At 61.2% G+C, this 12,466-nt stretch carries 7 protein-coding genes, 2 pseudogenes and 2 riboswitches; of the genes and pseudogenes, 4 read left to right on the top strand and 5 right to left on the bottom strand.

Annotated features, from left to right (window positions below; genetic code table 11):
* Positions 1 to 74 precede the first annotated feature (74 nt).
* Together cobN and cobW are read right to left on the bottom strand one after the other, a co-directional pair.
* A pseudogene (gene cobN / locus RHM58_RS23540) lies at positions 75 to 3,974 on the bottom strand (cobaltochelatase subunit CobN).
* 3 nt (positions 3,975 to 3,977) lie between these two features.
* Positions 3,978 to 5,052, bottom strand: a pseudogene (cobW, locus tag RHM58_RS23535) (cobalamin biosynthesis protein CobW).
* Between the two features lie 95 nt (positions 5,053 to 5,147).
* A riboswitch (cobalamin riboswitch) is annotated at positions 5,148 to 5,361 on the bottom strand.
* A gap of 221 nt (positions 5,362 to 5,582) precedes the next feature.
* Positions 5,583 to 5,812, top strand: a riboswitch (cobalamin riboswitch).
* Between the two features lie 117 nt (positions 5,813 to 5,929).
* Here cobW and RHM58_RS23530 point away from each other — a divergent pair.
* From RHM58_RS23530 to cobM, 4 genes are all read left to right on the top strand, one after another.
* Positions 5,930 to 6,121 (top strand): CbtB domain-containing protein, encoded by a 192-nt coding sequence (locus RHM58_RS23530; RefSeq protein WP_010460909.1) that lies wholly within the window; start codon positions 5,930 to 5,932, stop codon positions 6,119 to 6,121.
* A gap of 11 nt (positions 6,122 to 6,132) precedes the next feature.
* The gene (locus RHM58_RS23525) at positions 6,133 to 6,840 is read left to right on the top strand and encodes a CbtA family protein (protein WP_201203267.1); all 708 of its coding nucleotides are present in this window, start codon (positions 6,133 to 6,135) and stop codon (positions 6,838 to 6,840) included.
* On the top strand, positions 6,837 to 7,250 hold the full coding sequence (locus RHM58_RS23520) for a cobalamin biosynthesis protein (RefSeq protein ID WP_201203265.1): 414 nt from the start codon (positions 6,837 to 6,839) through the stop codon (positions 7,248 to 7,250). The genes RHM58_RS23525 and RHM58_RS23520 overlap by 4 nt, the downstream gene beginning before the upstream one ends.
* Before the next feature lie 96 nt (positions 7,251 to 7,346).
* Positions 7,347 to 8,093, top strand: a complete 747-nt coding sequence (gene cobM, locus RHM58_RS23515) for a precorrin-4 C(11)-methyltransferase (protein WP_201203263.1) — start codon at positions 7,347 to 7,349, stop codon at positions 8,091 to 8,093.
* A gap of 202 nt (positions 8,094 to 8,295) precedes the next feature.
* Here the strand turns inward: cobM and nfuA are convergent, their stop codons facing one another.
* The 3 genes from nfuA to RHM58_RS23500 all read right to left on the bottom strand — a co-directional run bounded on the left by nfuA (position 8,296) and on the right by RHM58_RS23500 (position 12,415).
* The gene (gene nfuA, locus RHM58_RS23510; protein ID WP_322268326.1) at positions 8,296 to 8,871 is read right to left on the bottom strand and encodes a Fe-S biogenesis protein NfuA; all 576 of its coding nucleotides are present in this window, start codon (positions 8,869 to 8,871) and stop codon (positions 8,296 to 8,298) included.
* A gap of 57 nt (positions 8,872 to 8,928) precedes the next feature.
* The gene (locus tag RHM58_RS23505) at positions 8,929 to 9,963 is read right to left on the bottom strand and encodes an acyltransferase family protein (protein ID WP_201203261.1); all 1,035 of its coding nucleotides are present in this window, start codon (positions 9,961 to 9,963) and stop codon (positions 8,929 to 8,931) included.
* 166 nt (positions 9,964 to 10,129) lie between these two features.
* Positions 10,130 to 12,415 carry a fatty acid cis/trans isomerase gene (locus tag RHM58_RS23500; protein WP_201256905.1) on the bottom strand — a complete coding sequence of 762 codons (2,286 nt, stop codon included), beginning with the start codon at positions 12,413 to 12,415 and terminating at the stop codon, positions 10,130 to 10,132.
* Positions 12,416 to 12,466: the final 51 nt, after the last annotated feature.

The following is a 12,466-nucleotide window of genomic DNA, read 5'->3' as shown; positions in this document are numbered from 1 at the left end:
GGTGTCGGTCATTATTAAATCTCGGTCATGGTCGGTAGGTGCATCAGGCAAACCTCCCACAGGGGGTAAGCGTGCTAGCTGTCTTCTTCTATATCGAGCAACAAATTCTCCAGCGCCTCGCGGTACTCACCTGGCTCTTTCCACATCCCCCGCTGCTGCGCCTCGAGCATCCGCTCAGTCATATCACGCAAGGCATGCGGGTTGTGCTCGCGGACAAAATCCCGGGTCGCCGGGTCCAGCAGGTAGGCATCCGCCAGCAACGCGTACTGGTGATCGTCGATCAACTGCGTAGTCGCATCAAAAGCAAACAGGTTATCAACCGTCGCAGCCAGTTCAAAAGCGCCCTTGTAGCCATGCCGTTTGACCCCGCCGATCCACTTCGGATTCGCCGCCCGGGAACGTATCACCCGGTTCAACTCTTCCTTTAACGTGCGGATCTTCGGCAAATCCGGCTGGCTGTGATCGCCGTGATAACTGGCCACCGCTTCGCCGCTGAGGCTTTCCACGGCGGCGAGCATACCGCCCTGGAACTGGTAATAGTCATTGGAATCGAGCAAGTCATGCTCGCGGTTATCCTGATTCTGCAGCACCGCTTGCACCTGGCTCAGGCGCTGGGCGAACTGTTCACGGGCGGCGGTGCCTTCGTCAGAACCGCCATAGGCGTAACCGCCCCAGTTCAGGTACACCTCGGCCAAGTCCTCGCGGCTTTGCCACAGGCGCCCGTCGATGGCGCCCTGCACTCCCGCGCCATAGGCACCGGGTTTCGCCCCAAAAATCCGCCAACCGGCCTGACGCTGGGCCGCGTCTTCATCCAGACCCGAGGCCAGCAACGCTTCACGCTCGGCGCGAACCTTGGCAGCCAACGGATTGAGATCGTCCGGCTCGTCCAGCGCGGCGACTGCTTGCACGGCAGCATCGAACAGCCGGATCAGGTTGGCGAAGGCATCACGAAAGAACCCCGACACCCGCAAGGTCACGTCCACCCGCGGGCGGTCCAGCAAACTCAGCGGCAGGATTTCAAAGTCGTCGACCCGCTGACTGCCCGTCGCCCAGACCGGTCGCACGCCCATCAGCGCCATAGCCTGGGCGATGTCGTCGCCGCCGGTGCGCATGGTCGCCGTGCCCCAGACCGACAGGCCGAGCTGACGCAGGTGATCGCCGTGGTCCTGCAAGTGCCGTTCGAGAATCAGGTTGGCCGACTGGAAGCCGATGCGCCACGCCGTAGTGGTCGGCAGGTTGCGCACGTCCACCGAATAGAAATTGCGCCCGGTGGGCAGTACATCGAGGCGACCGCGACTCGGTGCACCGCTTGGCCCGGCGGGGACGAAACGACCGCTGAGGGCGTCGAGCAAGCCGCGCATTTCCGCGGGGCCGCAAGCGTCCAGTCTTGGAGCGACGACTTCGCGGAGGCCGTCGATGATCGCATTCACGTCAGCCCAACCCGCCTCCTGTGGGAGCGAGCCTTTGTGGTGAGGGGCTTGCCCCCGTTGGGTCGCGAAGCGGCCTCAAAAGACGGGACTGCTGCGCAGTCCAACGGGGGCAAGCCCCTCGCCACAGAGGCTCGTATCCTAAGGGGCCGGGTTGGGCTTGAGGCTGGTTTAAGGTCTGCGAAATCAGTTGCGCGGCGAACAATTCCAGACGCTCACGGGTATCACCCGCCGTGCGCCAGGCTTCATCGCTCACCTGTTGCAGTTCGGCCGGTCTTGGCCCGGTCCACGGATCGGCCAAAGAGCAATCCAGCGGATCAAAGCCCAGCACAAACGCCTTGGCCAACGCCCGCAGCAAACTCGATTGCGCACCACGCCCGTCACCACGCGGAATCCGCAGCAAGGCCAGCAACGTATCAATGCGTAAACGCCCGGTCGGCGATTCACCGAAGATGTGCAGGCCATCGCGGATCTGCGATTCCTTCAAATCACACAGGTAGGTATCCAGACGCGGCAACCAGATCGCCGCGTCGGCATCGCTATTCAGTTTTTCGTCGAGTTGCAGTTCGCGGTCGATGTGGGTGTCGCGCACCAGTTGCAGGATGTCGCGCTGCAACTCCCGGGCGCGGCGCGGATCGAGCAACTGCGCCTCGTAATACTCGTCCGCCAACAGTTCAAGGTTACGTAGTGGACCGTAGGTTTCGGCCCGGGTCAGCGGCGGCATCAGGTGATCGATGATCACCGCTTGCGTACGCCGCTTGGCCTGCGCGCCCTCGCCCGGGTCGTTGACGATAAACGGATAGATGTTCGGTAGCGGCCCAAGCAACGCGTCCGGCCAGCAGTTTTCCGAGAGCCCGACCCCCTTGCCCGGCAGCCATTCGAGGTTGCCGTGCTTGCCGACGTGGATCACGCCGTGGGCGCCGTAGGTGTTGCGCAACCAGAAATAGAACGCCAGATACCCGTGGGGCGGCACCAGGTCTGGATCGTGATAGACCGCGCTCGGATCGACCTGATAACCCCGGGCTGGCTGGATGCCGACGAAGGTCAGGCCGAAGCGCAAACCCGCAATCATCATCCGTCCGCCACGGAACATCGGATCGTTTTCCGGCGGGCCCCAACGTTCCAGCACCGCTTGGCGATTGGCTTCAGGCAGTGCGTCGAACATCAAAAGTAGTCGTCCAGCGCCAGACTTTGCATGCATGGGCGCTGGTCGAGGGTGTCGAGGTCATTGCTGACACCACCGAGCAATTGCTGGATCAACGCGGTGCCGCTGTCCGGTAGTTCGGCCGGCAGCGGGTAGCCTTCTTTATACAGCGCACGCAGGATGTTCAGCGCCGCCGCCGGCGTATCGAGACCGACGCCGTTGCCGATGCGACCATCGCGCGTCGGGTAGTTGGCGAGGATCAGCGCGATGCGTTTTTCGCCGTTGGGCACCCGCGCCAGATCGATCCAGCGCCGCGCCAGTTCGGCGACAAAGTCCATGCGCTCAGGTTGCGGCCGGTAGCAGACCACGTCGGACTGACTGCGCTCGCTGCGCCAGGCCAGATCCTTGAAGCTGATCGGCCTGCTGATGATGCGCCCGTCGAGTTCCGGCAGCGCGATGTGCATCGCCAGATCGCGTGGGCCGAGGCCTTGTTCGCTGGCGCGCCAGCCGGGTTCGTTGTCCTGGGCGCAGATCGCCTGGATCACTGGAATGTTGCGGCGAAACGGCCGCAAGTGCGGCGCTTCGGGGCTGGATTGGGCGAAACCGGTGGTGTTGAGAATGACCGCCGCTTCGACTTCGTCCAGCAAGTCCTCGACCACTGTCAGGCAGCCGGGCTCTTTCAAACTGGCCAGCGCTATCGGCAACGGGTTCAGCCCCGCCGCCTGCAAACGCTGGCAGAAAATATCGATGAAACCGGTGTTCGCCGCCTGCAAATGCGAGCGATAGAACAGCACCGCCGCCACCGGTTGATCAGCCTGCCAGTCGGCTTGCCAATCGCTCAGTTCAGCGGGGCTTTTATTCGGGTGGTAGATCGCGGTGCGCGGCAGGGTTTGCGGCTCGGCCCAGGCGTAATCGCGATCCAGCCAGCGATTGGCCAAACAGCGGAAAAAATCCAGGGCGTTGGCCATGCCGCCCTGACGCAGAAACTGCCACAGACGATCGCGGTCTTGCGCAACGACGGTGCTCAAGTCGCTGAGCTCGGGGTCCGGGCGGTCATCGCCGGGCACCAGAATCAGTTGCACACCCCGCTCGGACAGCTCGACGAGCCGCTCGACGCCGTAACGCCAATAGGCGATGCCGCCGTGCAGCGAGATCAAAATCACCTTGGCGTGACGCAGCACTTCGTCGACGTACAAGTCGACCGAAGCGTGATTCTGCACCTGCATCGGGTTAGCGAAGCGCACGCTCGGGTAGTCATCGGGCAACTGCTGCGCCGCTTCGGCGAGCAGCGCCAGGCTGGAATCGCCGCTGCACAGGATCACCAGTTCGGCGGGGGTTTGTCCGAGGTCGGCAATGTTGTCATCCGACACGAAACCGCCGGGCTGGGTCCTAAGCAAATGCATGGCTTAAACGCTGAGCGCGGCGCGCAATTGCGCTTCGAGTTGAGCGGCATCCAGTTCCTGGCCGATCAACACCAAACGGGTGGTGCGCGCTTCTTCGGCGCCCCACTGACGGTCGAAATGCCTGTCGAAACGCGTGCCCACGCCCTGGATCAGCAAGCGCATCGGCTTGTTCGGGATCGCGGCGAAGCCTTTTACGCGCAGGATGCCGTGCTTGACCACCAGTTGGGTCAACGCATCCATCAGCAGGCTTTCGTCGGCTTGCGGCAGCTCGATGGAGATCGAGTCGAAGGCGTCGATGGTCATGATCATCATGGTCGTCATCACCTTCACCGTGGTGATGGTCGTGATGGCTGTGACGGCTGTCGATGTGTTCTTCGAACCGGCGCCGAGGCCGATCACGCACGTCCAACGGCACGCGGCCGCTGCTGGCTTCGATGATTTTTACTGCGGGCGGCAGTTCTTCGGCGACTTCAAGGCGCACGCGGGCCAGGTCTTCAGGGCTGATCAGGTCAGCCTTGTTGAGGATGACCAGGTCGGCGCTGGCCAGTTGGTCGGCGAACAGTTCGTGCAGCGGCGATTCGTGGTCCAGGTTCGGGTCGAGTTTGCGCTGGGCGTCGACTTGGTCCGGGAACGCGGCAAAGGTGCCGGCGGCCACGGCCGGGCTGTCGACCACGGTGATAACAGCGTCAACGGTGCAGGCGCTGCGGATTTCCGGCCACTGGAAGGCTTGCACCAGTGGTTTTGGCAGGGCCAGGCCCGAGGTTTCGATCAGGATGTGGTCGAGGTCGCCGCGACGGGCCACCAACTCGCGCATCACCGGGAAAAATTCTTCCTGGACGGTGCAGCACAGGCAGCCGTTGGCCAGTTCGTAGACGCGGCCGTTGGCTTCTTCTTCGGTGCAGCCGATGGAGCACTGCTTGAGGATTTCGCCGTCGATGCCCAGCTCGCCAAACTCGTTGACGATTACCGCGATGCGGCGACCTTGCGCGTTGTCGAGCATATGGCGCAGCAAGGTGGTTTTGCCCGAGCCGAGGAAGCCGGTAACGATGGTGACGGGGAGTTTGGCCAGTGTTTTCATCGGATGCCCTTTGGCAAGGTGGCGGGCATACGGGACGACGACCGCGGCGAAGGATGCGCGGAAGATTTCGCCACCGGATCACCCCGCCCGGTTGTAGTGAGAATTCGTTTCGAGGCAGGTCTCCTGGCTGACGGTGTGCCTGTCGTTAGACTGGCGTTTGCTGCGCCTTCCCGCGGGCTCCATGGCTGGAGCGTGCAGTGGCGTGGCAGCGAACATCACCGTTCACAGTTGCGGGGGCAGCCGCGGCATCGACCGCGTTCCCTTCTTAGCTTCGGCAAACGCCGAAGAACCTCGAAAGCGCAAGGCTACGCATGGTGTGGGGGCGGGTCAATGTTCATGAGACGCTAGCGATCCCCTGTGGCGAGGGAGCTTGCTCCCGCTCGGCGGCGAAGCCGTCGCAAGACTTGCTTGCAACATTTGTCTGAAGGAATGAAGGGGGTCGCTTCGCAACCCAGCGGGAGCAAGCTCCCTCGCCACAAAAGCTAACTGAGAACCCTTGCCAATTGACTCCCCCGCCCCGCCCATGGTCTCCTGTGCGCCTTGTTACGGGTGCCCTTCACAGGGTGAAACGGGAAACCGGTGAATCATGTGCTTTACTCTAAAGCCATGTCAGTCCGGTGCTGCCCCCGCAACGGTAAGCGAGTGAAGAATCAGATCCACTGTGCCAGCAGTTCGGCATGGGAAGGCGATTCTTGCAGGTTCCGGCGTAAGCCTTGACCCCTCGCGAGCCCGGAGACCGGCCCGCAACACAAAGTGACCAGTACGATCACTGAATAACAAACCCGCGGTGGGCGGGCGCTGTTTAAGTCTCTGCGCGCACGCTCGCAGGGGTTTGCATGCGCTCTATTCACCCGCTGACAGACCAGAGGGAAGCGCCATGTCGATCATTAGCAGCACCGACCACAGCACTGCAAGCACCACCACAACCCTGAGCCAACGCCTGACCGCCGCCGTTTGCGCGTCGATCCTCGGCGCGTGCCTGGTGTATTTCGCCGGTTTCTCGCACATCGAAGCGGTGCACAACGCTGCGCACGATACCCGTCACAGCTCCGCGTTCCCGTGCCATTGAGACCTGCTGACATGATCAAGCGTATCGCTCAAACCGCAGGTTTCACCGGGCTGCTCGCCGCCCTGCTGCTGACCCTGCTGCAAAGCTTCTGGGTCGCCCCGCTGATTCTTCAGGCGGAAACCTACGAAAAATCCGAACCTGCCGCCGCTGTAGCTCACGAGCACACCGAAGGCGCCATGGCTGCTCACACCCACGACGCCGAAGCCTGGGAGCCGGAAGACGGCTGGCAGCGCGTGCTGTCGACCACCGGCGGTAACCTGGTAGTCGCGGTTGGTTTTGCGCTGATGCTCGCCGGCCTGTACACCTTGCGTGCACCGACCAAAACCGCTCAAGGCCTGCTCTGGGGCCTGGCCGGTTACGCGACGTTTGTGCTGGCGCCGACCCTCGGTCTGCCGCCGGAACTGCCGGGCACTGCCGCCGCCGATCTGGCGCAACGGCAGATCTGGTGGGTCGGCACTGCGGCTTCTACCGCTGTCGGGATCGCGCTGATCGTGTTCAGCCGTCACTGGCTGATGAAAATCTTCGGGGTGGCGATTCTGGCGGTACCGCATGTAATCGGCGCGCCACAACCGGAAGTCCACTCGATGCTGGCCCCGCAAGCCCTGGAGTCTCAGTTCAAAATCGCTTCGCAGTTGACCAACGTGGCGTTCTGGCTGGCCCTGGGCCTGATCAGCGCCTGGTTGTTCCGCCGCAAAAGCGATGGCCAATACCACGCATGACGGATAACAGCGCAGCGCCGACCTTAGTGGTCGGCCTGGGCTGCCAGCGCGGCTGCCCCGCCAGCACGTTGCGGGCGCTGTTGGATCAGGCATTACAGGCGCATCAAATCGAACTTCGTGCGATCAAGGCCCTGGCCAGCATCGACCTGAAACGTGATGAGCCTGGCCTGATCGAATTGGCCGCGCAGCTTGGGCTAGAAGTGATGTACTTCAGCAGCGAACAATTGGCCGGTTATCAGCCACAGCTCAGCCACCATTCGCAGATCGCCTTCGAACGCACCGGCTGCTACGGCGTAGCGGAAAGTGCCGCCCTGGCACTCGCCGAACACTTGGCCCAGGCACCGGCGAAGCTGCTGATTCCCAGGCAAAAATACGCTCAGGCCACCCTCGCATTGGCCAGTGCCGCGTAAAAACCCGATAATCCCCACCTTCGATCATGAGCAATCTTCATCTGAAGCCTTGCACAGCCCTTTTTCTCACAGACTCTTTTTTCAAAGGAACGGACGATGACCGTCTACTTCATTGGCGCAGGTCCCGGCGACCCGGAACTGATCACCGTCAAAGGCCAGCGGCTGATTCGCAGCTGCCCGGTGATCATCTATGCCGGCTCCCTGGTGCCGGCTGCCGTGCTGGACGGCCACCAGGCTGAAACGGTGGTCAACAGCGCCGAACTGCACCTGGAACAGATCATCGAACTGATCAAAACCGCCCACGCCAAGGGGCAGGATGTGGCCCGTGTTCATTCGGGCGATCCGAGCCTGTATGGCGCGATTGGCGAGCAGATTCGTTACCTTCGTGAACTCGATATACCGTTCGAAATCATCCCGGGCGTCACGGCTACCGCCGCCTGTGCTGCGCTACTGGGCGCCGAACTGACCTTACCGGACATCTCGCAAAGCGTGATCCTGACCCGTTACGCCGACAAAACCGCGATGCCGGCCGGCGAAGAGCTAGGCAGCCTGGCGCAACACGGGGCGACCATGGCGATTCATTTAGGGGTCAATCATCTGGAGAAGATCCTCGCCGAATTGCTGCCGCATTACGGCGCCGACTGCCCGATTGCGGTGATTCACCGCGCGACCTGGCCGGATCAGGATTGGGTGGTGGGGACGCTGGCGGACATTGCCGCAAAGGTCGAGGCCAAAGGGTTTCGGCGTACGGCGTTGATACTGGTGGGTCGGGTGTTGGGCAGCGATCAATTTAGTGAATCGTCGCTGTATCGCGCGGGGCATGCGCATCTCTACAGGCCCTGAGTTCACACACAACCCTGTGGCGAGGGGGCTTGCCCCGTTGGGCTGCGAAGCGGCCCCAGCATTTTAGGTCTTGCGACGGCTTCGCCGCCGAACGGGGGCAAGCCCCCTCGCCACAGGTCATGGCAGCCATAGGAAAATCGACCACCCATAAAAAAACGGCGCTCACGGGGCGCCGTTTTTTATGTCGCAGCGAACACCTTACTCAGTAGTAGGCGTTTTCTTTCTGCGTGTGGTCAGTCACGTCGCGTACACCCTTGAGCTCGGGAATGCGCTCGAGCAAGGTGCGCTCGATGCCTTCGCGCAAGGTGACGTCCGCCTGGCCGCAGCCCTGGCAACCGCCGCCGAACTTAAGAACGGCGATGCCGTCCTCGACCACATCAATCAGACTAACCTGACCGCCGTGGCTCGCGAGCCCCGGGTTGATTTCGGTTTGCAGGTAGTAGTTGATGCGCTCGTTGACCGGGCTGTCAGCGTTGACCATCGGAACTTTGGCGTTTGGCGCCTTGATGGTCAGTTGGCCGCCCATGCGGTCGGTGGCGTAGTCGACAACCGCATCGTCCAGGAAGGCTTCGCTGAACGAGTCGATGTAAGCGGTGAAGCTTTTGAGCCCCAACGCAGTGTCTTCAGGTTTTTCTTCGCCCGGCTTGCAGTAGGCAATGCAGGTTTCGGCGTACTGGGTGCCAGGCTGGGTGATAAAGACGCGGATGCCGATGCCCTGCTTGGAGAGCAGATCAGCCAGATAATCGTGGGCGGCGTCAGTGATGGTAATAGCGGTCATGGAAACTCCTCGCAGGCTTGGGCGCAGTTTACGCCAATCATCGCGCCGCACAAAGTCCTAGTATTTTTGTCGGGAAAGAGCTTGCACGGGCTGAGCAACTGTTTCGCCGTCGATCCAGGCTTTAAGCCACCGATAGCTGCGTTTTTCCACCCATTCGTAACTTGCCCAGGAAGCCACGCCAATGGTGGCCGCGCAAACGGCAAACATGACGTAAGGATTCACATCGTACTGTTGTGCGATAAATCCGCCGGCCGACAGCACCAGCACATGCATCAAGTAGACCGAGTAGGAACAATTACCGAGCAGTTCGAACACCCGATTGTTCTTGAAATAACGTTCCAGCGCGATGCACGCCATCACCAACACGGCACTCGGCAAACCCCAGGCCAGCAGTCGCGGTGCCGGCGGCAGATGATAAATCGTCAGTAAGGCACCAGCGATCCCCAGCAGCGGCAGCCATAAACCGGGCTTGATCCAACCCTTGCGGTAGACCATGCCAATGGCAATCCCCAGCAGAAACTCATAAACGATGTCGGATCGGTAGAACTGGCTGATCCAGCCATAACCGGTCCAGGCCTGGCACACCGCGAACAGCAGCGCCGCGACGATCAGCAACCTGACCTGCAAGCGAAACAGCAGTGCCCAGGCGAACAGCAGGTAAAACAGCATTTCGTAATTCAGCGTCCAACCGACATTGAGCGTCGGATAAATCCCGTAGCCGCCGGGGTTTTGCGTAGGAATGAACAACAGCGACAGCAGGAAATGCGACCAGTCGACCGTCTGATCCGGCAACACCGGTTGAGCGAACACCACCACCAGCGCCATCAGCACCGTGTACAGCCAGTACGCCGGGACGATGCGGCACATTCGATACAGCAGAAACCGCGCCGGCGGCAGCGACTTGGCCTCGGTGGACAGGAAGATCACCAGACCGCTGATGACGAAGAAGATGTCGACGCCCACGGCGCCCTTGTCGATAAACGCCTGCCCCACCGGCCCGCGAGCCTTGAAGTCGAAGAAAATCTGCATGAAATGGTGGCAGACCACCGCCCAGGCTGCGATGGCGCGCAGCGCTTGTACAGAAATCAACATCGACGGCCCTCCAATCGAAATTCACAAACCACCGCAAGCCCCCTGTAGGAGCAAAGCTTGCTCGCGAAAGCGGCGCGTCAGTCAACATCATTGTTGAATGTACCGCCGCCTTCGCGAGCAAGCTTCGCTCCTACCGGTGGGACAGTGATTGGTCTTTAAAGGTCGATCAAAGATTCTCGTAGCGGTTCATGTCCAGCACGCCCTCTTCCACCGGGTCAGTTTCGTGGATGTACGTGCTCAGGTCGTGGAAGTAGAACCAGAACTGCGGATGACTGCGCCGAACACCCCAGCGTTCAACGATCCTCTCGAAGCTGTCAGCGTCCTTCGACCTTTCCATCGCATCGACAAACTCAGGCACCTGCTCGGCCGGAATGTTGAACATGAAGTTCGGATAACTGCTGAGCACACCTGGGTAAATGGTCAACGTGTCGAGCCCCGGCTGATAACGCAGGGATTCACCGAGTATGAATGCCACGTTGCTGTGGGCACGGTTGCGCAGCAGGCTGTAGATCTCGCGTTTGCCGCTTGCGGTTTCGATACGCAACATCGTCGCTTCCGGCAACTGATCAATGACCTTCAAACCCGCTGCAGGACGCGAAGTCAGGCGACTCAAGGCTTGTTCGGCGTTCTGCAACGCCGGGTCGATGTTCGGCCGCGAGCAATACGCACCATCGCAACGGTTAATCGGATCCGGCGTGGCGTTGAGGTCGCCGTAACGGGCCAGCAATTGCATGGCGAAATCCCGTTTCGGGTCTTTTTCGTCGAGTGTCAGCGCGCTGGGCTTGTCGTTGTCGATGGACTCGTAATCCAGCCACATCTTGAACTTGCCGCCGCTCTGATACCAATCGTCGAGGTAGTCGTTGCGCGAATCGGCCGGCATCAAACGCAGGAAGTTCTGCTCGGCGCCGTTACGGATCAGGTCGAAATACAGCCGCGTCTGGGCCTGGTGGGAGACGTTGCCAAACACGTCGAAATTCACCGCCAACTGGTAATACGTGCGTTCCAGCAACGGGAAGTCGAACAGCCACATGGTTTGCGGCACGTCACCGATCAGGCCTTTGTTCACCGAGGCACTGTCGAAGTGGCGGAAGATCGTCAGCAACGCGTTGTCGTTACCGGCCCACAGCGTCGACCAGCTCGGCGCCGGCGCCTCGGCGTAGCTGTCCCGGCGCAGGGCTTCGTATTCGTTGCGTTTGTTGCGGTAGTCATGCCACAGGCTCAACACGCTGCCGACGTCGTCGTTCTGCCCCGGCATTGCCAGCAGCGGCGTGGCCTTGCCGCGATAGTTCGGATCGGTGATGTAGAGGTCGTGTTCCGGGGCCTGGAACAGTGCCCAGAAGTTGTCGCGAATCACATCTGTAGCGATCTGCCCACGGCATACCGGACCGCGAATAAAGGTGCGCACGAAGTACTCGGCGTTATCGAGCATGAACTGATAACGCGCCTGGGCCGGGATAGCCTCAAACGTGGTGAACGGATTGGCCCGGCGCTCCGGGCCGTAACCCGGTAAGGCGTTGACCTGCCAATTGCCGCTGAAAAACAGGCTTTTGGCCCGGGACAGCTTCGCCGCGCTCAACGGATAAGTGATGTGGGTCTTCTGCACGATCACGCCTTGCACCGGCCACAACCGGTAATAAATCTGCGTGCCCGGATCGTCGTTCGGCCGGCGGGTATTGATCAGGTCGATCGGCTGGCCGGTCGGCGTGCGCGAACGCACCCACTGGAAAAAATGCCCCGGCTCGCCATCCTTGAAGTAGATATGCGCCAGGAACAAGTGTTCAAACAACCAGCGCCCGACCAGGCTGCCACGAGCGCCCGGTGCGTTGAGCAGATTTTCCCACTGCACCACTTGCAGCGCTTCCCTGGCGCTGGGCACCAGGCCTTGTTCATCAATCGGCGCACCGGCGGCGAGCCAGCGTTGCAGGGTCTGGTACTGCTGATTTGTCAGGCCGGTCACCGCCAGCGGCATGCCTTCTTTCGGGTGCGCGCCGGCATAACCATCGAACTCCGCCGGCATGGCGCACATGTTTTCCCGATTCAGGCCCAGCACGATGTCTTCCGGCAACTTGGCGTTAGGCGTTAGCGGGGTTTTGTGGCCCAGCTCAAGCATCCGTGCCATCAGCGCTGCCTGGCTGCCTTGGGCGTCGAGGACCGAATAGAAGTCCTTGTGCTGCCAGGCCAGTTTACCGAAGGCGTCATAGAAGAGTCGGGTTGGCGAGGATGCGACGCTGCGCTCGCCGTCGTAGACCGCAATCTTGGTCGCGCCGCGGGCCGCCCCTTCACCGCTGCCCAGATTGAGCTGACAGGCGGCGTCGTAGCACGCGTGGCAGGCCACGCACTTTTCGGTGAAGATCGGTTGAATATCTCGGGTATAGGAAATGGCGGGACTTTGCGCATCGGCGCCCCAGCTTGAAAGCAGCAATAGAATGCTGACAACGACGCGATACGACATATCCCTGGTCCCAATCCTGTAAAAACGCCGCGATTCTACCGGTCCAGACCT

This window comes from Pseudomonas sp. 10S4 (assembly GCF_034344865.1).
Lineage (GTDB): Bacteria > Pseudomonadota > Gammaproteobacteria > Pseudomonadales > Pseudomonadaceae > Aquipseudomonas.
The sequence above is the reverse complement of the archived record's forward strand: the minus strand, read 5'-3'. Positions and strand labels throughout refer to the sequence as shown.